The 20,679-nt window shown below is 71.7% G+C and carries 18 protein-coding genes; 10 read left to right on the forward strand and 8 right to left on the reverse strand.

The genetic code is table 11. From position 1 onward, the window contains the following. Positions 1-56: 56 nt before the first annotated feature. The gene (gene iscB, locus AC07DS_RS11680; RefSeq protein WP_479144269.1) at positions 57-1,715 is read right to left on the reverse strand and encodes an RNA-guided endonuclease IscB; all 1,659 of its coding nucleotides are present in this window, start codon (positions 1,713-1,715) and stop codon (positions 57-59) included. A 263-nt stretch (positions 1,716-1,978) separates the two neighbouring features. Here iscB and AC07DS_RS11685 point away from each other — a divergent pair, with 263 nt between their 5' ends. Both AC07DS_RS11685 and AC07DS_RS11690 read left to right on the forward strand, forming a co-directional pair. Then, positions 1,979-2,440 (forward strand): GNAT family N-acetyltransferase, encoded by a 462-nt coding sequence (locus tag AC07DS_RS11685; RefSeq protein WP_479144270.1) that lies wholly within the window; start codon positions 1,979-1,981, stop codon positions 2,438-2,440. A gap of 112 nt (positions 2,441-2,552) precedes the next feature. Next, the gene (locus AC07DS_RS11690) at positions 2,553-4,007 is read left to right on the forward strand and encodes a PAS domain-containing protein (RefSeq protein WP_479144271.1); all 1,455 of its coding nucleotides are present in this window, start codon (positions 2,553-2,555) and stop codon (positions 4,005-4,007) included. Positions 4,008-4,039: 32 nt separating this feature from the next. Here AC07DS_RS11690 and AC07DS_RS11695 read toward each other — a convergent pair whose 3' ends face one another. Next, positions 4,040-4,795: an SIS domain-containing protein gene (locus tag AC07DS_RS11695; RefSeq protein WP_479144272.1), complete on the reverse strand. Its 756-nt coding sequence runs from the start codon at positions 4,793-4,795 to the stop codon at positions 4,040-4,042. Between the two features lie 224 nt (positions 4,796-5,019). On the opposite strand from AC07DS_RS11695, the gene AC07DS_RS11700 reads away from it, so the two are divergent. Together AC07DS_RS11700 and AC07DS_RS11705 are read left to right on the forward strand one after the other, a co-directional pair. Next, positions 5,020-5,712 (forward strand): iron-dependent transcriptional repressor DtxR, encoded by a 693-nt coding sequence (locus AC07DS_RS11700; protein ID WP_479144273.1) that lies wholly within the window; start codon positions 5,020-5,022, stop codon positions 5,710-5,712. 309 nt (positions 5,713-6,021) lie between these two features. Then, positions 6,022-6,882 carry an alpha/beta fold hydrolase gene (locus AC07DS_RS11705; protein WP_479144274.1) on the forward strand — a complete coding sequence of 287 codons (861 nt, stop codon included), beginning with the start codon at positions 6,022-6,024 and terminating at the stop codon, positions 6,880-6,882. A gap of 151 nt (positions 6,883-7,033) precedes the next feature. Here the strand turns inward: AC07DS_RS11705 and AC07DS_RS11710 are convergent, their stop codons facing one another. The 3 genes from AC07DS_RS11710 to AC07DS_RS11720 all read right to left on the reverse strand — a co-directional run bounded on the left by AC07DS_RS11710 (position 7,034) and on the right by AC07DS_RS11720 (position 10,168). After that, complete coding sequence (locus AC07DS_RS11710; RefSeq protein ID WP_479144275.1) at positions 7,034-8,662, reverse strand: transporter; 1,629 nt, start codon at positions 8,660-8,662, stop codon at positions 7,034-7,036. Further along, entirely contained in the window at positions 8,659-9,435 is a 777-nt protein-coding gene (locus AC07DS_RS11715; RefSeq protein WP_479144276.1) for an ABC transporter ATP-binding protein, read from the reverse strand. The genes AC07DS_RS11710 and AC07DS_RS11715 overlap by 4 nt, the downstream gene beginning before the upstream one ends. A gap of 79 nt (positions 9,436-9,514) precedes the next feature. Further along, positions 9,515-10,168, reverse strand: coding sequence for a bifunctional DNA primase/polymerase (locus tag AC07DS_RS11720; protein ID WP_145876183.1), 654 nt, complete (start codon positions 10,166-10,168; stop codon positions 9,515-9,517). Positions 10,169-10,444: 276 nt separating this feature from the next. On the opposite strand from AC07DS_RS11720, the gene AC07DS_RS11725 reads away from it, so the two are divergent. Both AC07DS_RS11725 and AC07DS_RS11730 read left to right on the forward strand, forming a co-directional pair. Next, positions 10,445-11,830, forward strand: a complete 1,386-nt coding sequence (locus tag AC07DS_RS11725) for a transcriptional regulator (RefSeq protein ID WP_479144277.1) — start codon at positions 10,445-10,447, stop codon at positions 11,828-11,830. 201 nt (positions 11,831-12,031) lie between these two features. After that, positions 12,032-13,807 (forward strand): hypothetical protein, encoded by a 1,776-nt coding sequence (locus AC07DS_RS11730; RefSeq protein WP_479144278.1) that lies wholly within the window; start codon positions 12,032-12,034, stop codon positions 13,805-13,807. 36 nt (positions 13,808-13,843) lie between these two features. On the opposite strand, the gene AC07DS_RS11735 is transcribed toward AC07DS_RS11730, so the two are convergent. Continuing rightward, positions 13,844-15,172: an ABC transporter substrate-binding protein gene (locus AC07DS_RS11735; RefSeq protein ID WP_479144280.1), complete on the reverse strand. Its 1,329-nt coding sequence runs from the start codon at positions 15,170-15,172 to the stop codon at positions 13,844-13,846. A 117-nt stretch (positions 15,173-15,289) separates the two neighbouring features. On the opposite strand from AC07DS_RS11735, the gene AC07DS_RS11740 reads away from it, so the two are divergent. The 3 genes from AC07DS_RS11740 to AC07DS_RS11750 all read left to right on the forward strand — a co-directional run bounded on the left by AC07DS_RS11740 (position 15,290) and on the right by AC07DS_RS11750 (position 17,584). After that, complete coding sequence (locus AC07DS_RS11740) at positions 15,290-15,790, forward strand: SCO4402 family protein (RefSeq protein WP_479144282.1); 501 nt, start codon at positions 15,290-15,292, stop codon at positions 15,788-15,790. A gap of 109 nt (positions 15,791-15,899) precedes the next feature. Further along, positions 15,900-16,781, forward strand: a complete 882-nt coding sequence (purU, locus tag AC07DS_RS11745) for a formyltetrahydrofolate deformylase (protein WP_479144284.1) — start codon at positions 15,900-15,902, stop codon at positions 16,779-16,781. Positions 16,782-16,804: 23 nt separating this feature from the next. Then, positions 16,805-17,584: an SDR family NAD(P)-dependent oxidoreductase gene (locus AC07DS_RS11750; RefSeq protein WP_479144286.1), complete on the forward strand. Its 780-nt coding sequence runs from the start codon at positions 16,805-16,807 to the stop codon at positions 17,582-17,584. Positions 17,585-17,838: 254 nt separating this feature from the next. Here the strand turns inward: AC07DS_RS11750 and AC07DS_RS11755 are convergent, their stop codons facing one another. Then, the gene (locus AC07DS_RS11755; protein ID WP_479144288.1) at positions 17,839-19,278 is read right to left on the reverse strand and encodes a zf-HC2 domain-containing protein; all 1,440 of its coding nucleotides are present in this window, start codon (positions 19,276-19,278) and stop codon (positions 17,839-17,841) included. After that, entirely contained in the window at positions 19,275-19,856 is a 582-nt protein-coding gene (locus AC07DS_RS11760; protein ID WP_385164099.1) for an RNA polymerase sigma factor, read from the reverse strand. The genes AC07DS_RS11755 and AC07DS_RS11760 overlap by 4 nt, the downstream gene beginning before the upstream one ends. Before the next feature lie 334 nt (positions 19,857-20,190). Here AC07DS_RS11760 and AC07DS_RS11765 point away from each other — a divergent pair, with 334 nt between their 5' ends. Next, positions 20,191-20,580, forward strand: coding sequence for an STAS domain-containing protein (locus tag AC07DS_RS11765; protein ID WP_479144290.1), 390 nt, complete (start codon positions 20,191-20,193; stop codon positions 20,578-20,580). The last annotated feature ends 99 nt before the right edge of the window (positions 20,581-20,679 follow it).

Consider the following 20,679-nt stretch of genomic DNA (forward strand, 5'->3'; position numbering starts at 1 on the left):
GCCGAACCACCTCCTTTCCGAAGTAGCGCCCACTCTAGGAAGTGGCCTCCGGACGCTCAACTGTTTTTTTGAGAGATTGACGGTGCGGCTTCTGGTTGCGCCGTGTAGCCGTACCCGTCACCTCGCTGCAAAAGCCGCAGATTGCGGTGCCTGACGTTGAGTCGGCCAGCGGACGTGGTCAAGCTGTGCTGCCCATTGGCACGGACCGCGATGCGCCCGACCCACGTACCTGCCCACCTGCCACTCGGCATAGTGGCTCGTACCAGGTCTCCGGTCATGTATCCGAAGTGCTGCTTGGCGCGCGCTCGCCGCAGGCGGGGGAATCCATACCGATCCGGCGTGGTGCGAGCGTATGAGCCGCGACCAGTGGCCTTGACGACCAGTACCCGATCGGGGAAGCGAGCGATCGTGTCCCCACTCCCGTGATCAAGGTGGCCGACACACAGGGCGTCCAAGGTGTGCGTTTTGCAGAGCCCCGTGGCGTCGCGGTTCGCCTTGGTGAGATGCCCTGGCCAGGCGTGTACAGGTTTGCCAAGGGCTTCCAGGGCCGACGTAAGCCGTAGCTGGATCGCATTCATGGCAGCGGCGTCCCGGAGTGGGGCCTTCGTCTGTTCGAGGATCCGGGCCAGGAGGTCGGGCCGGTGGGCGAGGAAGGACTCGATGGACCGGCTGCCTTTGGCTTTGTTGCACGGGATGCAGGAGAGGACGAGGTTCGAGACCCGGCTGGATCCTTGTCGGCTGCGAGGGCGTACGTGCTCGATGTTCAGTGGTACGCCAGTGGCGCCGCAGTAGGCGCAGGCGCTGTCCCACCTGGCATGCAGGTAGGAGCGTGCAGTGGTTCCCGCCAGGGGGCCTTGCGCGTACTCCGCACCGTAGAGCGGTCTGCCCGCGCTCATGGAGTGGGTGTCGAAGGCAGTGCGTTCCAGATGGATGTGGGTGACGGGTGCATAGCGGCACAGGCGGTTGGCGATGGAGAAGGTGGTGTCGACGCGGTGACGCAGAGAGGGCGGGAGCCATCCTTCGGGGCGGTCTCTGTTCAGCGAGCGTGGTGTTCGGTAGCGGCAGTTGGCGGAACGTCGCCTGCGTCGATAGCCCGCGCGCTGTTGCATACAGCTCTGGATCTGCGCGCCTCGATGGTGGAGCTCGACCGAGACGAGCCCGCGTCGGACAGTCACGGTGGTGCCGTCTTCGGCGGGCTCCTTCTTCTCGTCGGTGAGGACGAGACCAGTGCCCTTGGAACCGGGGTCGATGCGTAACTGCACGCCGTCGACTTCTGAGTCGGCCAGTGTGCGGTCTTTCAGGCGGATGGCGAAAGGCGCCTGACGCGCGACTGCCGCCCGCCCCTTGCCGAGGAGTTCTCGTGCTCGTGCAGGGTGACAGGGCATGAGCGGATGCCCGTCCTTGGAGAGGACGAAGACCCTGCTCGCGCCGGTCCCGCCCGAGTACGACGGGTTGTGCGTGGGAGCGTCACCGCTCCCGTTCTCTGCCGCCTTCGCTGCCTGGGCAGCGCTCTTGGCGTGACGCCGACGGGTTCTGGTGCCGTGCCCGTCGGTCTCCCCTCGCCCATGTTCCCTGCCGGTGCCCCGCGCGGTGGCGGGGTGTCCGTGAGCCGTTTCGTCCCTGCTCCCGGGGGTGTCTGCTCTCGCGGATTCCAGAGCAGGCTGCTGAGGAAGCACAGCCTGGTGGGTCTGCTCGCCTGCAGGAAACGTAGTCATCGGGGGTTCACCTCCCTGATCTTCGGATCGTGATGACTAGGGCTGGTCACCCGACGGTGTTGCGACCGGGGAACGAGTGACCTCCCTTCTCTACGTGGAGACGAAATTAGTGAGTGCGAAGCAAGCCGTTGGACTGACCAGCCTCAAGTCGCTCGATAGTGCGAAGGTGGCGAGATTCTCGAACGAGTCAGCGATGCGAGCGGTAGGGGGCGGCCCTACGGAATGCGTTTGACGCGAGACGCCCGGACCGATTCGCTGCACGTGTGACTGATCTTCGTATCGAAGCCGTAGAAAGCGACGCCGAGCTCGAACAATGGCGCCACGTCCACAACGTCATCGTGCCGCCCGCCGCGATGTCCCTGGAGGACGCCCGGGTGCGCCGTGAGCGGTACCGGCTGGAGAACGCGTATCTGGGGGACGTGCTCGTGGGGTGTTCCACGGTGCGGCCGCCGGTCGGGGAGGAGGGCGTCGCGACGGTCATCGCGCGCGTGCTGCCCGAGTTCCGGCGGCGTGGCTTCGGTACGGCGCTGTACGAGAACGGGCTCGCCCGCGCGCGCGTGCTGGGTGCGGGGGCGGTCGAGACATGCGTGCTGGCCGTGAACGAGGACGGGCTGCGGTTCGCCGAGCGGTGCGGGTTCGTGGAGATCGACCGGTACGTGCTGGACGGGGAGACCGACGAGTGGGTCGATCTGCGGCTGGAGCCGCGGTCCGGTGCCGGGCATTGATTCCGTCAATCTGCGGGAACAGGATGTGGGCTGTGTCACGTTCCAGTTGAATGAAGGCCAGTGAGCGAACCGAGCGCCGCAGATGCGCCGACGCAGCCTCCAGGGGGTCCAGGTGAGTGCTTCCCGGCGGAGTGGGACCACCGACGAGCTGGGGCCGGACGAGCCCGAGCGGGACGGTCCGCAGAGCCATGACGGGGCCGACGGGCCCGACGGGCCGGAGGACTCCGGGGGTTCCGATCTGCTCGCCGCGCTGCTGGACGGCATGGACGCGGCGCTGTGTGCCTTCGACGCGGACGGGGTCGTCACGCACTGGAACCGGGAGGCCGAGCGGATTCTGGGCTGGACCGCGGCGGAGGCGGTCGGGCGGCACGGGTTCGCCGGATGGGCGGTGCGCAGCGCGGACGCCGAGGACGTGCAGGCGCGGCTGATGTCGGCCATGCACGCGCCCGGCCGGCAGGTTCATGAGTTCGCCCTGGTCACGAAGGACGGCGGGCGGGTTCTCGTGCGGACCCAGTCCGCTGCCGTCCGGGGGCCGGACGGGAAGCCGGCGGGTCTTTACTGCGCGTTCAGCGAGGTGCACGCGCAGATCGATCTGGAGCGGTCCATCGCGTTGAGCGAGGCGCTGTTCGAGGACGCGTCCTGGGGTGTCGTGCTCGTCGACGCTGATCTGCGTCCGGCTGTCGTCAACGCGCACGCGGCTCGCGCGCTCGGTATCGGGCGTACGTCCGCGCTCGGGCGGCCGCTCGGCGAGCTGCTGGCGCAGGGCGTGGAGGAGCTGGAGAGTGCGCTGACCCATGTGCTGGCCGAAGGCGCGCCGCCCGCGCCCGCCGAGATGTGGGTGACCGTGCGGGTGCCCGAGGGCGAGAAGCGGCGCTGCTGGCGCAGTGGGTTCGTGCGGTTGGCCTCGCCGCTCGCGGAGGAGCCCGTGCCGCTCGGGGTCGGCTGGCTGTTCCAGGACGTGACGGAGGCCAAGCAGGGCGAGCAGGAGGCGGCCCTGCTGCGGTTCCGTACGAATCAGCTGCACCGGGCGGCCCGGGCCGCCGCCGAGTGCGAGGACCCGGCGGAGGCGGCCACCGTCCATCTCGATTTCGCGCTCGCCGGTTTCGCCGACCATGCCCTGCTCGACCGTGTGGCGGGCGCTCCGCGGGCGGAGGGGGACGAGGCGGTTCCGGTGCGGCTGGTGCGGCTCGCCGCCACGCCCGCGGGTGCGCCGGGGCCGAGTCTGCTCTCGGGGGCGGCCGGGCTGCCGCTGCGGTACGAGGAGGGGCATCCGGCGCTGACCTGTGTCGAGCGGGCCGGGTCCGTGCGTGCGGATGCCGGGTCGATTCCGGCCGAGCGGGCGCGTGAGTGGGCGCTGGCCCGGCAGTGGCCCGAGGACGCGGTGCACGCGCTGTGCGTGGTGCTGCGCAGCCGGGGGCGGACGCTGGGGGTGGTCACGTTCCTGCGCGGGGCCGGCCGCAGCCGTTTCGAGCGTGCGGACGCGGCCTACGCGGAGGATGTGGCCGTACGGGTCGCGGCGGCGCTGGACCTGGCGGAGGCGGTGCGGGAGAAGCCGGCGGAGCAGTAGCCGGTGCCGCTAGCCGCGCGAGCGGCCCTTGCTCAGTGTCGGTAGAAGATCCGGTCGCCGTACTCGGTCATGACGCGCCGGTTCCAGTCGTGGCCGCCGTCGACGTTGCCGGAGCGCAGCAGCGGGGGTTCGATGCCGCGGTCGGCGAGGGTGGCGGCCGTGGTGGCCATCATGGCCTGCATGAGGGCGGCGGTGACCACGGTGGAGGCCGGGGCGAACGGGGCCGGGATGGTGTCGAGGGTCAGTTCGGCGTCGCCGACGGCGATCTTCGAGTCGAGGACGATGTCGCAGTGGTCCTTCAGGAAGGTGCCGGAGCTGTGCCGGGACTCGGTCTGCGCGGCGTAGGCCACGGAGGTGACGCCGATGACCCGTACGCCGAGGGTGCGGGCGCCCTGCGCCATCTCGACGGGCAGGGCGTTGCGGCCGGACAGGGAGATGATCACGAGTGCGTCGCCGGCGCGGAGCGGGGAGGAGTCCAGGACGGCGCTCGCGAGTCCGTCGACGCGTTCCAGGGCGGAGCCGAGGGTGGCCGGGGTGACGTCGACGCCGACGACTCCGGGGACGGCGAGCAGGTTCATCAGGGCGAGTCCGCCGGCACGGTATACGACGTCCTGGGCGGCCAGCGAGGAGTGTCCGGCGCCGAAGGCGAACAGGCGGCCGCCGGCGGCGACGGTGTCGGCGAGCAGGGTGCCGGCCGCGGTGATCGCCTCGGCCTCCTCCTCCCGGACCCGTTGCAGCAGGCCGATGGCGGCGTCGAAGAACAGGTCGGCAGGCGTGCCGTCGCTCATGCGGTGCCCCTTCGCAAGCGTCTGTGTCGCGGATCACCGTGCGGTCTGGACCAGTGTGGTGTCAATACGGGGGTGCACGGACGGGTCATGCGTCGGGGCAGTCTTCACCGGGCGGTTTCCGCGGTGCGGCACGGTTGTCAGTGGTATCCGGCAGAATTGAATCCAGGGCCAGCGCACGCGCCGGAGAGCGGCGAGCTTCCGGCAGAGGTAATCGAGGGGCACGTATGTCCGGACTGATCGACACCACGGAGATGTATCTCCGCACCATCCTCGAACTCGAAGAGGAAGGCGTCGTCCCCATGCGCGCCCGCATTGCGGAGCGGCTGGACCAGAGCGGGCCGACGGTGAGCCAGACCGTGGCGCGCATGGAGCGCGACGGTCTGGTCTCGGTGGCCAGCGACCGGCACCTGGAGCTGACCGACGAGGGCCGCAGACTGGCCACGCGTGTGATGCGCAAGCACCGCCTCGCGGAGTGTCTGCTGGTCGACGTCATCGGCCTGGAGTGGGAGCAGGTGCACGCGGAGGCCTGTCGCTGGGAGCACGTGATGAGCGAGGCCGTGGAGCGCCGGGTGCTGGAGCTGCTGCGGCACCCGACTGAGTCGCCGTACGGCAACCCGATCCCGGGCCTGGAGGAGCTGGGCGAGAAGGACGGGGCTGACCCGTTCCTGGACGAGGGCATGGTGTCGCTGGCCGATCTGGACCCGGGCGGCGAGGGCAAGACGGTCGTCGTGCGCCGTATCGGCGAGCCGATCCAGACCGACGCCCAGCTGATGTACACGCTGCGCCGCGCGGGCGTGCAGCCCGGTTCGGTGGTGAGCGTGACGGAGTCGCCCGGCGGTGTGCTGGTGGGCAGCGGCGGTGAGGCGGCCGAGCTGGAGGCGGACGTCGCCTCGCATGTGTTCGTGGCCAAGCGCTGAGCATGAGAGGGCCCCGGCGCCGTGTGGCGCCGGGGCCTGTCCTCCCCTGTGCTGACCCGGAGCCCCGAGCTCTCAGGGTCAACCCCCTCGGACCGTTTTTCCCCGAGCGGTCCGCCTCCCGCCAGAAAGATCCCCTCGGCGGCGGCGATCATTCACCGAAGGGTGTCACTCGAATGAGGGGTGTTGTCCGCAGAGGCAGTATTTTCGAATAGGTATTCGATAGTCTGCGGCGGCAGTACGAGCGACAGTACGACTGCGACAACGGCAGTACACCGGTACGAGGCAGGCGGAGCTGGGGGTGCCAGGCCGATGGCACGGCGTATCGATGTGGCGGGTGCGGGCGGGGTACGCCTGGCCGCGTGGGAGTTCGCGGACCCGCCCAAACCGGGGGCGGAGCCCGGGGCTCCGGGGGTGCTGTTACTCCACGGCCTGATGGGCCGCGCCTCGCACTGGGCGTCCACCGCCCGCTGGCTCGCCGAGCGCCACCGCGCCGTCGCACTCGACCAGCGCGGCCACGGCCGGAGCGACAAGCTCCCGCAGGCCGCGTACACCCGGGACGCCTACGTCGAGGACGCCGAGGCCGCCCTCGAACAGCTCGGTCTCGCCCCCGCCGTCCTCATCGGCCACGCCATGGGCGCCCTGACCGCCTGGCAGCTCGCCGCGAAACGCCCCGACCTGGTGTGCGGCCTGATCATCTGCGACATGCGGGCCTCCGCGCTCGGCTCGGCCTCACAGCGCGAATGGGCCGACTGGTTCCGGTCCTGGCCCGTCCCCTTCGCCACGCTCGCCGACGTCCGCAAGTGGTTCGGCGAGGACGATCCCTGGGTGGAGCGCCCCCAGCCCGCCCGCGGCGCCTTCTACGCCGAGGTCATGCACGAGTCCGCCGACGGCTGGCGGCCCGTCTTCGAGCCGGAGCAGATGCTCGCGACCCGGGAGAGCTGGGTGTACGACGCGCACTGGGAGGAGCTGGCCCAGGTCCGGTGTCCCGCGCTGGTCGTCCGTGGCCTCGACGGTGAGCTGGGGCGGGCCGAGGCGCAGGAGATGGTGCGGGTTCTGCCCCGCGGGGAGTATGCGGAGGTGGCCGACGCCGGGCACCTCGTCCACTACGACCAGCCGGTGGCTTGGCGGTTGGCTGTGGAGCCGTTTCTTGAGGCTGTGCCGGCGGATTGAGCGCCGTTCGCGTTCTCGTCCGCGTGGTTTCTTCGCGTTGGCGGGTGCGGGTTCGTCGTGGCTGGCCGCGCCCACGCGGCGGTAGCCGCATGTCAAACGCAGCCCCGCGCCCCTGGGCCGGTTGTCGGCGCCCCGTGTCGGAAAGGCGCCGTCAGCCCTTGCTGACCGCCGTCAGGATCTCCGGTAGGCGGGTCGCCGTTCGGGGGGCCGCCAGCCTCAGCCCCAGCAGTGTGACCGTTGCGCCATAGCCGGCCCCGGCCGGCAGCAGCACCCAGCTCCACGCCTCCCCGTCGGTGCTCACGTTCAGCCAGATCGTCAGGGTGATCACGGGGGAGCAGAGCAGGGCCGCTGCGACCATGCCGCCGAAGACCGAGATCCAGGCCAGGCCGGCCTGGCCCGGGGCCACGTTCTTGTGGCCCTCCTGGGGGATGGAGTACGGGAAGCGGGCCGAGGTCCAGGCGCCGGTGGCCAGCATCGCGCCGAGGAGCGCGAGGGAGAGCCCCAGCGCCTCGGGGAGCCGGTCCCAGGCGTCCAGCAGAGCGGTGGTCAGGACGGTCACGAGGGTGGCGTACGGGAGGGTGACCACCAGCAGGGCCAGCGCCCGCCCGCGCAGCTCGGCGTGCGCGTCCTTCGCCGAGGAGATGGTCAGGGCCACCATCCAGAACGCGGAGGTGTCCTGCCCGAACTGGTTGTACATCTGGATGCCGAGCATTCCGGCGGCGAAGCACGCGAAGTAGACCGACCCGGTGCCCTGCACCGCGTTGAACACCGGCACGATCAGCCCGATGGCCAGCGAGGTCACCCACGCGGCCTTGGTCTTCGGGTCGCGCCAGATGTAGCGCAGGGTGCGCTCCATGACCGTGCCCGTGCGTCCGCCGGGCAGCAGCCGCCTGAGCCCCGCGGAGGAGGCGCGGACCGGCGCCCCGGCGTCGGAAGCCTGGAGGGTGGACCCTCCCCCAGGTTTTCGGCTTCGCTCAAGCAGGGTGGACCTGTCGGGCGAGGTCATCAGCCGGGTCAGACTTCGCGCCCAGACGGCGACCAGCAGGGCCAGCCCGGCGACCGACAGGGCGAGTTGGGCGAGGGCCGTGCCGTACGATCCCTCGCTCGCCGACCGTACCGCCCCGACGGCCGAGGCGGGCGGCACCCAGGACAGCACGTCCGCCGCCGGCTGCAGCTGTCCGAGACCTGCCGAACCGAGCCGCTGCGCACCGAAGTTGAGCAGCTGTGCCCCGACGGCGATCACCAGACCGCTCAGCACGGCCAGATCGCGCCCTTTCCTGCTGGTCAGCAGCCGTACGTTGGCTGCGGCGACGGTGCGCGCGAGCGCTACGCAGACCAGCAGCGCGAGGACCACGGCGACGACGGAGACGGCGTACCCCGCTGTCCCGTGCGCCACCGACAGCACGCATCCCACCAGCACCAGCAGCGTGAACAGCGGCCCGATACCGACCAGCGAGGCGGCCAGCAGGGCCCGGACCAGCGGCCGGGGGCGCAGCGGCAGCATCACCAGCCGCGTGGGGTCCAGCGTCTCGTCACCGCTGGGGAAGAACAGCGGCATCACCGCCCAGCCGAGCGCCAGCACGGCCGTACCGGGGACGGCGACCGCCTCGGCGTGCGCATGCCCGCGCAGCGCGACCAGGCCGAGCAGTTGCAGCAGTGCGAACAGCAGGGCGACGACGGCCGAGGCGACGAACGCGGCCCGCCGGCCCGCCGACTGCCTCAGCCCGCCTCGCAGCAGCGACAGCTTCAGCCGTACGACGGTGGACGTCAGGCTCGTCATCGGGCCGCCCCGCCGCCCAGCCAGTCCAGATCGGAGGCGGTGTCCCGGCCGTGCGCCCCCACCAGCTCCAGGAAGGCCGACTGCAGGGTGGGATGCTCCCCGCGGACCTCGGCCGGCGTGCCGGTCGCCCGGATGCGGCCCGCCGCCATGACGGCCACCCAGTCGCACAGCGACTCGACCAGCTCCATCACGTGCGAGGAGAACACGACGGTGGCGCCGGAGGCGGTGTAGCGCTCCAGCACGCCCCGGATCGTCTGCGCGGACACCGGGTCGACGCCCTCGAAGGGTTCGTCGAGGAACAGCACGTCGGGGTTGTGGAGGAGCGCGGCCGCGAGCCCGATCTTCTTGCGCATGCCGGTCGAGTAGTCCACGACGAGCTTGTGCTGCGCACCGGCCAGGTCGAGCACGTCCAGCAGCTGTGCGGCCCGCTTGTCGACCTCGGCGCCGGGCAGCCCCCGCAGCCGCCCGGAGTATCCCAGCAGCTCCCGTCCCGACAGCCGCTCGAACAACCGCAGCCCCTCGGGCAGCACCCCGATCCGTGCCTTCACGGCCACCGGGTCCCGCCACACGTCGCGCCCGACGACCTCGACGGACCCCTGATCGGGCCGGAGCAGCCCGGTCACCATCGACAACGTGGTGGTCTTCCCGGCCCCGTTGGGCCCGACCAGTCCGATGAACTTCCCGGAGGGAAGATCGAGGTCGATCCCGCCCACGGCGACCTGCTGCCCGAACCGCTTCCAGAGCCCTCGCACACGAACCGCAGCCTCTGCCATGCCAGAACCCTACGGTGGGCCATTGCCTTCAGGGGCGCCGGACCGTGCCCGGTATGCGGCTCCGCCGCGTGGGCGCACGTCAGCGATCCCGGCCGCACGCGTAGGCCAGCGGCGAGATCAGCTCCTCCGCGTCCGGCAGCCATCGGTTCGCCGGCGTGGGCCGGCAAACCCACTGCACCGCGCCACGCGAGCCGAAACGGGTCGGCGGAGCGGCCACGTAGCTCCCCTCGCCGAGCGGCATGAGGTCCAGCGAGGCCAGCGACCACCCCAGCTTCCGCACCAGGTCGGGAATCTTCACCGAGCCCCCCGGCAGCACGAAGAACTGAACGCGGCGGTCAGGAGTGAGTGTCACCGGGCCCAGGGTCAGCTCCATCCGCTCCATGCGGGCCAGCGCCAGGAACCCCGCGCTCTCCGGCACGGACAACGCGTCGAACGTACGCCCCGTGGGCAGCAGGATCGACGCCGTCGGCAGCTTCTGCCACATCCGGCGCGCGACGGTCGCACTGCCGGTCGCCTGCGTCGCCCAGTCGGGGCGCGTGGGGTGCGCACCCGGCGCGGGGCAGGAAGCATCGCCGCACGAGCAGCGCTGCGCCCCGTCGACGGCTTCCAGCCAGGCGCCCGGGAACAGGTCCCAGTGGCGCTCCTCGGCGTAGCGTACGGCGGTTTCCAGCAGTGATTCCCCGCGCTGCTGCGGAATCTGAGCGGCTTGCGTGCCTGCGATCGTCTCTTCCACGTTTCACTCAACTCCCGCACTCACCTGGAGTTACGGCCGACGCGTGGGCAGGGGAGGAGCATCGACTCCGCGGCCGGGGCGCACGGGTGCACGAGTGGGGGCGCGCGGGAGGAAGCGGGGCGTGGGATGGGTAGTCAGGGGTGGGGGTGGCATCAGCCTTTACCCCGGCAAACCGCACATGTCACGCATTGACGGTATGTCAGCTGGGCAGTGATCTTCCGGACCGGATCCTTCCGGCCGGATCTTCACGCTCCAGGGGTTCGCAGGGGGTAGCACATGGCTGCAAGGCCTCTCGTTGCGAGGCAGCCGAACGAACGGCTGCAGGCACTCATCCAGGAAGCGGGGTGCTCGAACGCCGGGCTGGCCCGGCGGGTCAACATGTGCGGCGCCGAGCACGGTCTCGACCTGCGCTACGACAAGACGTCCGTGGCCCGCTGGCTGCGCGGCCAGCAGCCGCGCGGCCGGGCCCCGGCGATCATCGCGGAGGCGCTCGGGCGCAAGCTCGGCCGTACGGTCACGATCGACGAGATCGGCATGGCCAACGGCAAGAACCTCGCCTCGGGGGTCGGCCTCCAGTTCTCGCCGACGGTACTGGGGGCCATCGAGCAGGTCTGCGAGCTGTGGCGCAGCGACGTGGGGCGGCGGGACTTCCTGTCCGGCTCCTCCGTCGCCGCCTCCGCGCTGGTCGAGCCCAGCCGCGACTGGCTGATCTCCATGCCGGACGCCCAGGTGGCCCGGCAGGCGGGCCCGCGGGTGGGCCAGGCCGACGTGGCCGCCGTACGGTCCATGACCCAGGCGCTGGTGGACCTCGACCACCAGTACGGCAGCGGTCATGTGCGCCCGGTCGTCGTGCACTACCTCAACAGCGTCGTCTCGGGGCTGCTCGCGGGGTCGTACCGCGAGGCGGTCGGCCGCGACCTCTTCGCGACCGTCGCCCGGCTGACCGAGCTGGCGGGGTACATGGCGGTCGACACCGGGCAGCCGGGCCTGGCCCAGCGGTACTACATCCAGTCGCTGCGTCTGGCGCAGGCGGCCGGCGACCGCGGCTACGGCGGTTACATCCTGGCCGCCTCCATGAGCCACCTCGCCGCGCAGCTCGGCAACCCGCGCGAGATCGCCCAGCTGGCGCGGGCCGCACAGGAAGGGGCGCGCGGACGGGTCACCCCGCGCGCGGAGGCGATGTTCCACGCGGCCGAGGCCCGCGGGCACGCCCTGCTCGGTGACGTCCGGGCCGCGCAGGCCGCCTCCGGGCGGGCGGTCTCGGCGATGGAACAGGCGGACGCCGCCTCCGGCGACGACCCGGTGTGGATCGCGCACTTCGACGAGGCCTATCTGGCCGACGAGCTGGCGCACTGCCACCGCGACCTGGGACAGGCCGAGGCGGCGGCGCGATACGCCGAGCAGTCGCTGGCCGGACACCCCGAGACCCGGGCCCGGCGCCGCGCCATCGGCTATGTGCTCCTCGCCACGGCCCAGGTGCAGCAGCGCGAGATCGAGCAGGCCTGCAGCACCGGGACGAGGGCGGTGGAACTGCTGGAGACACTCCGGTCCAACCGGGGCGCCGAGTATCTGGAGGACCTCCAGCAGCGCCTGGAGCCCTTCCGGGACGAGGCGGTCGTGCGGGAGTTCGGGGCCCGTCTCGACCTCCAGCAGGCCGCCTGAACAGCGGCCCCGTGGTTGCGTGAACGCACGGGAAACGGCATCAAGGCCCAGAATGGTTGCCATATGCACCGAACCGCGGGGCTGTTCTGTTACTGGTGTCACAAGGAAGAAGATCGCTCCCTGAGCTGCGTGGCACCCGGCTCGGGGGACCCGGTAGCGTGAGCCGACGATTCCGAAGGTCCCCCATTCGTAGGAGTCCCGGTGACGCAGAGTGGACAGGGCGAGGAGCCCTCGGCGCGACCCGCGCACGAAGGCATCGTGCTGCCCTCCGACGGAGGCGAGCCCCTGCTGCCGGGCATGGCAAGCGCCCCCGCCCCCGCCCCCGCGGCCCCGACCGGCGGCCAGGCCTGGGGCGGTGCGTGGGGCCCCGGCGCCCAGCAGGCACCCCAGCCGGACCAGGGCTGGCCCCCGGCGGCCGCCCAGCAGTGGGGCACCCCGGACCAGCAGCAGCCCGCGGGCAACGGCCCCGGCCCGCTGCCTCCCGAGGGCGCACCGGCTCCGTCGTACGGCGACCATGCCTACGGCTCCGCGGGCCAGGCGCAGGCCTATGGCTCCGCGGGCCAGGCGCAGGCCTATGGCTCGGCAGGGCAGGCGCAGGCCTACGGCGGTGACCAGCAGCCCCAGTACGGCGGCGGTCAGCAGCAGTACGGCGCCGGGCAGCAGCCCCAGTACGGCGGCCCGCAGCCCCAGGGGGCGGGCCGGCCGGCCGCCTACGGCACCGCGGACCCGTACCAGCAGCAGTACCCGGCCTCGGCACCCCTGCCGCCCGCCGACACGTACGCGGCGCACGGTGCCGCAGCCCAGGGCGCGACCCTGCCGCCCGCCGTACCGGAGGCGTACCCGGCCGCGTCCCTGCCGCCGGCGGCCGACGGCGCGACCCAGTACATACCGCCGGTCCCCGGGGGCGCCGCCCCCATGCCCGGCCCGGGCGCGGCTCCCGCGTCCATGGACGAGGGCGCGACCCAGCTCATACCGCCGGTCCCGGCGGCCCCGGTCGACGAGGGCGCCACTCAGCTCATACCGCCGGTGGCGGCCGGCGCGCTGCCGCCCGAGTCCACCGGTGAGGAGACGCGGTACCTGGGGCGCGTGCCCCAGGCGGCCGCCCCCTCCGACGCCGATGCCACCCAGTACATCCCGCCGTTCACCGGCCAGGCGCCGGGCGGGGAGCGGCAGCCGCCCGCCGAGTTCGACAACCTCTTCCGCTCCGGGCCGGCGGGCGGGGAGAGCCCGGCCGGCTCCACGCAGCAGATGCCCCGCGTCCAGCCGAACGGCTACCCGGGCCCGGCGCGGCCGTCGTACATCCAGCCCATCGACATGAACGAGGACGACGGCGGGCGCCGGGGCGGCCGTACCGGCTCGCGGGTGCCGCTGTTCGCCGCCATCGGCATCGTCATCGTCATCGTCGGCTTCGGTGTCGGCGCGATGTTCAGCGGTGGCGGCGGGGACAAGGGCAACGACAAGAAGACCGTCGCCGCCGCCTCCCCGGCCACCCAGAACTCCGCCTCGTCCGGCGCCGACCCCGCCCAGCAGCAGGCGGCCGCCCTGGACAAGCTGCTCGCCGACAGCGGCAGCAGCCGCGCCTCGGTGATCCAGGCGGTGGCGAACGTCCGGCAGTGCAACAACACCGGTCAGTCCGCCTCCGACCTGCGCGACGCGGCCAAGCAGCGCACCGACCTGGTCACCCGGCTCGGCAAGCTGTCCGTGGACAAGCTGCCGAACAACACCGAGCTGACCGCCGCCCTCACCAAGGCCTGGCAGGCGTCCGCGGCCGCCGACAACCACTACGCGGCCTGGGCCGACCAGGTGGGCGGCGGCCGGAAGGGCTGCCACAAGGGCCAGGCCCGCGGCACCGCGCAGACCCAGGCCGGCAACCGGGAGAGCGGCACCGCCAGCGCGGAGAAGGTGAAGGCGGCGGCGCTGTGGAACACCATCGCGCAGAAGTACGGCCTGACCCAGCGCCAGCCGACCCAGCTGTGAGCCGGGCGGCCGCCGGGGCCTGCCCCGGCGGCCGGGTCAGTCCAGTTCGGCGTTCTCCAGCGTGCCCGTCATGTCGGTGATCCCGTCGAAGCCCGAGCCCGCGGTCTTCCTCGCCGCGACCAGCCGGCCGTCCTTGACGACCTGGAGGGTCACGTCGGCGTTGACGAGCCGCGGGAAGCCGACCCCGGCGAGCTTGCTCTCGTAGGGCCAGTGCAGGGTCGGGGTGAGGCCGCCCGTGGACACCTTCAGGCCGTCGTCGAGGGTGTGCCGCACGGTGTCGGAGCTCACCTCGCCGCCGCCGATCTTCTCCAGGACGGCCTTCAGCACGGTGTAGGCGATCCAGGTGGTCTGCACTCCGGCGTCCGCGGGGTCGATGCGGTTGTCGCCGAAGGCCTCCTCGTTGATCACCTTCTTCATCTGGTCCCAGCGCGGGTCGGACGACACCGGGTACCAGCCGGTGATGTACGACCCTTCGTAGGGCCCCGATGCGCCGCCCGTCGAGTTGATCACCGTCTGGTCGACGCTGCCCAGTACGGTCGCGGTCCGCACCGAGGGGTAGCCCTCGCGGGCCCGCCGGAAGGAGTCCATGAAGATGTCGGTGCGGTCCCCGAGCGCGGGCACCACGCACCCCTTGCGGAGTGTGTCCTTCGTCGCGTACTTCAGTGCGTCGTCGACCTTGCCGTCGTACTCGGTGGCGTTCTCGGCGGCGAGCTGGTCGCCGGCCGGGGCGTGCCCGCCCTCCTTCAGACCGGAGTTGAGCAGCGCGGGCAGCTGGTCGCCGGCGATGCTGTCGGGACGGACCAGGGAGACCGGGCCGCAGGAGGCGGCGAGCGCCCTGCCGAGACCGGCCAGGAGGGCGGGCTGGCCCCCGTTGACCGGGTACACCATGGGGCCGGTGAACTCCTCGCTGGTGACGCCGTAGCCGCCTATGTAGGGGATGCCCGAGCTCTCCAGCGGGGCGAGGAAGGAGTCGCCGAACTGGCTGTACGAGCCGACCACCGCGACCACGTCCTCGGCCGCCGCGCGCCGGGCACACTTCGCCGCGCCCACGCTGTCGTTGTGGTCGTTGCAGGTCAGGACCTCGAGCTTGCGGCCGTTGATGCCGCCGTGGGCGTTGATCCACTTGCCGTAGGCGTGGGCCATCGCGGGCATGCCGGGCTTGTTGGTGGAGTCGGTCTTCTGGGGCGCCCAGGTCATGACCTTGATCGGGCCATCCCCGGAGCCCCCCGTGGCACCGGGGATGGCCCCGCATCCGGCGGTGAACGACGCACACACGGCCAGTGCCCCCGCCGACAGGGCGGTGGCTCTGACGGGCCGGGAGAGGAAGGGGAGGAAGGTGCTGCGGATACGTGGCCTGCCGGTCATGGACAAGCACGATTCCGTCACATCACTAACCGGGGAGTGACCCATGGTCAACGAAAGGTGACATTGAGGTGAATTACAGGGGCCTGTGAGACTGGTGTGGCGAGGAACGTACGATCGATGACCGTGCAAGGTTCGGAGAACTCTTCCCGTCGCGGCCGTCGCTCCTCCACCATGGGCGGCATGCCACTGAACAACATGCCGTGGTGGCGCTGGCGCAGCAATGTGCGCTCCGCGCTGCACATGCTCTCCGACCAGGAGTTCCAACGCGACGTCTGGCTGGCCGGCGTCGACGGGTACGGCGACGTCACCGACGCCGTGTACCGCCTGGTGGAGGACACCTGGCTGGACAACTGGTCCGCCGAGAAGTACGTCGGCACGATATTCCGCGACTCGCAGGAGGCGGCGCTCGTCGACACCGCCGTCCTGCGGGTGCTGAGGATCATGCACCAGGTAGGCCCGGACGCGCCGGTCTCCGCCTACGTCGACCACCACGGGTGGCCGGAGGCGGTGCGGGCGGCCCGGGACGCGCACCTGCGCCTCGCGGCGAGCGACGGCGACGATCCGGACGCGCCTCCGCGGAGCCTGGAGGTACTGCGGATCATGACGAGGGTCGCGTAGGGACGGGCCGGAGCCTTTCGGGACGGCGACCGCGCGGCGGGCCGTCCCGGTCGTCCCGACCCGCGGGACGATTGCCCACGGCGCGTGGCCGTATGGGACCCTGTGGTGCATGAACGAGCAGTCCGCCCCGGCCGCCGCCCCGGCCGACCAGTACGTCCTCACTCTCTCCTGCCCGGACACGAAGGGCATCGTGCACGCCGTGTCGAGCTACTTGTTCATGACCGGCTGCAACATCGAGGACAGCCAGCAGTTCGGCGACCACGACACGGGACTGTTCTTCATGCGCGTCCACTTCTCCGCGGACGCGCCGCTGACCGTGGAGAAGCTGCGGGCGAGCTTCGCGGCGATCGGTGACAGCTTCCACATGGACTGGCAGCTCAGCCAGGCCGAAGAGAAGATGCGCATCGTCCTGATGGTCAGCAAGTTCGGCCACTGCCTCAACGACCTGCTCTTCCGCGCCAGCATCGGCGCCCTGCCGGTGGAGATCTCGGCCGTGGTCTCCAACCACACCGATTTCCAGGAGCTGGCGGGCTCGTACAACGTCCCCTTCCACCACATCCCGGTGACGAAGGAGAACAAGGCGCAGGCCGAGGCGCGGCTGCTGGAGATCGTGCGCGAGCAGAACGTCGAACTGGTCGTCCTCGCCCGCTACATGCAGGTCCTCTCGGACGACCTGTGCAAGCAGCTCAGCGGCCGGATCATCAACATCCACCACTCCTTCCTGCCGAGCTTCAAGGGCGCCAAGCCGTACCACCAGGCGCACGCGCGGGGCGTCAAGCTGATCGGCGCCACCGCCCACTACGTGACCGCGGACCTCGACGAGGGCCCGATCATCGAGCAGGAGGTCGAGCGGGTGGGCCACGGCGTGACGCCGGACCAGCTCGTCGCCATCGGGCGGGACGTGGAGTGCCAGGCGCTGGCGCGCGCGGTGAAGTGGCACGCCGAGCGCAGGATCCTGCTCAACGGGCGCCGCACGGTGATCTTCGCCTGAGCCGTGCCCTCTAGGCTTCGGGCATGACCTCACAGGCGTACCTCTCCGAACTGTTCTCGCTGGACGGCCGCGTCGCCGTGGTCACCGGCGGCAGCTCCGGTATCGGCCGGGCCATCACCGGGGCACTGGCGCGGGCGGGGGCGAGCGTGGTGGTCGTGGCGCGCAAGGAGGCACAGCTGGCCGCCACGGTCGACGAGCTGACCGCCGACGGCTGCCGGGCCGCCTGGGTCAGCGCCGACCTGAGCACCCGCGAGGGCGTGCGCGCGGGGGCCGAGGAGGCGGCCGGGAAGTTCGGGGAGCCCGACATCCTCGTCAACTGCGCCGGGATCAACCTGCGGCCGCCGATGGGGGAGCTGGGCGAGGAGGTGTGGGACACCACCATGGCCGTGAACCTGGAGGCGCCCTACCTGCTGGGGCAGCGGTTCGGGCCCGGCATGGCCGAGCGGGGATACGGCCGGATCATCCACATCACCTCCCAGCAGGCGCACCGTGCCTTCGTGCAGAGCGGTGCCTACGGCGTCTCCAAGGGCGCGCTGGAGTCACTGGCCCGCTCCCAGGCCGAGGCGTGGTCCCCGTACGGCGTCACCGCCAACACCCTCGTGCCGGGCTTCGTGATGACCCCGCTGAACACGCGGCTTTCCTCCGACCCGGAGCGGGTGGCGGCACTGGCCGCGCGCACGATGGTCGGGCGCAACGGGGTGGCGGAGGACTTCGCGGGGGCGGTGGTGTTTCTGGCGAGCGGCGCGTCTGCCTATGTCACCGGGCAGGCGGTCTTCGTGGACGGTGGATTCTCGGTGCACTGAGCCGCCGGCAGTTCGGCTGTCCGGTCGGCTGCGGGTGCGTGGGGGCTGGTCGCTCCCCCAAGTTCTCGGCTTCGCTCGAACAGGGGGCACCCCCATCGCGGCGGAGCCGCACATCGATACAGCCCCGCGCTTCTGGGGAGATGCGGTGCCGTCGGCCGCACAGGCGCCGTATCCACGCAACGGCACCCCGCAAGCGCGGGCAGGCGCAGCCCACCCCAGCCCGGCCCTCGCACCGGCAAGCTGCGCAGCCGAGTTCACATCCGGCTGAGCCCCGCGGCGGCGAACAGCACGTCCCTGATCGCCTCCCGGTCGCCCACCTGCCCCGCCGCAGCCTCCTCCGGAGGCACGTGTCCCGCCGCAAGCCGGCAGAACTCCACGCCGTCCAGGGCGACATGGGCCACCTCGAACTCCGCGGAGCCGACCGCGCCGGGCGAGTCGAGCGGGATCAGCCACTCGCCGCCGGCCGCCCCCTCGATCTCGAGCCGCAGGCTCCGCCCCGGCGCCCCCGCAGGAACGAGATGCGGGGTCTGCCCCGGCGCGGACAACCCCGCCCGGCGCCGCTCGGCCAGCGCCACCGGCAGCATCCGCGCCGCGAGGTCGATCATCTTGTTCAGGTGACGCGGCGCGGGCGGCTCGTACGGATAGTCCACCGCCTCCGCGATGTCCTCCGCGTGCACCCAGCACTCGAAGGCGCGGTCCAGCATGGCGTCGTGCAACGGCAGTTCGAAGGGGCCGTAGGGCACCGCGAGCCCGCCGACGGTGCTGCCCGTGAAGGACACCGTCCGTACGAGGTTGTGGCTCTGCTCCCGCCACGGCCCCCGCACGGACCGCGTCGGCGGAAAGTGGGACGCCCGCCAGAACGTCTCGGTACGCTCGGCCGGCCCCGCGGCGCCCTGCGCGCCGGTCCCGTCCGTCTCGCCCGCCTCGGTCTTCGCACTCTTCGCGAAGACCGCCGCCAGCGGATCCTCCAGACCGAGCGCCGCCGCGACCAGCCCGTCCACCGACAGCAGATGCGCGATCACCCCGGCCACGGTGGTGCGACGACTCGTCGGCGCGTCACCCTCGAACCACCGCAGCCGCACCGGCGCATGCCACTCCGCGTCGCCGAAGTCCTGCAGCAGTGCGTCCAGCCGCGCGCTCTCGGCGTCGTAGGGAGCCGCCCACCCGGGCACCGGGATGCGCGGCGGCCGGCGGTCGAGGCAGCTCTCCAGGACGCGGGTGCGCAGGGCAGGGTCCAGGTCGAGGCTCTCGGGCTGGTGCAGCAGACCGACCGCTCCACGCAGCCGCAGCGCCTCCTCGGCGCAGGCACCGCAGCTGCCGAGGTGTTCCTCCACGGCAGCCGTCTCGGCCGCCGAGCAGGCGGCCAGGGCCCAGGCGCCGAGGAGCGACTTCAGGACGTCGTGCGACAGGTCGAGCGGCACGGGCGGAAGGTCCCCCAGGTCGGCGAGGTCGGGCAGCGGCATCCCGCTGTCCTCGACAGAGGCGCGGGGCAGCGGTATGCGGGGCGAGCGACCGGTCCCCGGCCCACCGGTCCCCGGCCCACCGGTCCCCGGCCCACCGGCACCCGGCGGCCCGTCACCGGAACCGGCACCGGCACCGGAGCCGTGACCCGAACCGTCACCGGGGCCCGCTCCCGCAGCGCCCTCGTACGCGTCGTCCCCGTCGTGCGCCTCGAACCCTCGCGGCCCGTTCACACCGCACCCCCGTACCCCGGCGGTGTGCCGACGTCATGCGCGGTGGACAGCAGTTGCAGGCCGAGGCGGAGCCGGCGGCGGGCCTCGTCCTCGGTGACGCCGAGGTCGGTGGCGGTCTGGCGGTAGTCGCGGCGCTGGAAATAGGCCAGTTCGAGCGCGGCACGCAGCGGGGCGGGCATGGAGTGGACGATGTAGTCGGCGCGGGCGGCGACCGAGGCGCGGTGCACCTTGCTCTCCAGGCTCTCCAGTTCCTCCGCGGAGCCGCTCTCGCCGCCGGTGAGCGCGGCGGTCTCGGTGGCGCGCAGCCGCTGCACGGCCAGCCGGTGCGTCACCGCGGCGACCCAGGAGCGCAGCGGACCCTCCTTGGGGTCGTAGCTGTCGGGGTGTTCCCAGACGTGGGCGAACACCTCGCGGGTGACGCCGTCGGCGGCCCGTTCGTCGCCGAGGACGCGGTGGGCGAGGCTGTGCACGAGGGAGGCGAACCGGTCGTAGAGCTCGCCGAGCGCGGCGGCCTCACCGCGCGCGAGCCGCTGCTGCATCTTGCGGTCCCAGCGGGGCGGTACGTCCTTCTGCGCCATGCTGCCCCTCCCCTCGCGTCGTCCGGCCCGTCCAGCGTCTCTGCACCCTCATCTCGAATGTAGTCGGCACTCCTGACTACGCACGCCCCTTTGTGTCAATGTGCGCCCCCCGAGGCATCGCAGGTGATAGTGCCCTCTTCACGTAATCTTCACTCAAAGCGTGTCCAACTCCGATCGAACAGGATCGGTAGTGACTGAAACAAGCCCTCTGTTGATCGCCCGCGGTTTCCTCCCCGAAGTTTCAGGGAACGGCCGCTGGGCAGCCGCGCGGAGAGAAACGTAGGAACTGCTTCCGTTTCCGGGCGGTTCCGGTAGATCCGGCGAGCGGAGGGGCGTGGCCGTGGCATTCAAGGTGACCAGCACCGAACAGGGTGCACAGGGTGAGTGGGCCGTGCTCCGGGTGTCCGGGGAACTGGACCTGATGACCTCGCCGGTGCTGCGCCAACGGGTCCATGACGTGGTGGCCGAGGGTCACCACGGCCTGATCCTGGACCTCTCCGAGGTCTTCTTCTGCGACTCCAGCGGGGTGGGCGTGCTGATCGCCGCGCGCCGGCTGATCCGCTCCTGCCAGGGCCGGCTGCGGCTGATCCTGCCGGACCGGGGCGCCGACGAGGGCTCGCACGTCAACCGGGTCCTCGGCGCACTCGGCGTCCGCCGCCTCTTCGACGTCCGCCCCGACGTCGAGTCCGCCGTCACCGACGAGGCGGGCCCCCTCTCGGCCTGAACCGCGCCGCGCCGACACCACAAGGTTGTCGCGGAATTCCCCCGGTCTTGGCACAACCCCCGCTTTTCCGTCACCTCACCGCCTCCCGCGACGTACGCT

This window comes from Streptomyces sp. NPDC044064, assembly GCF_056434245.1.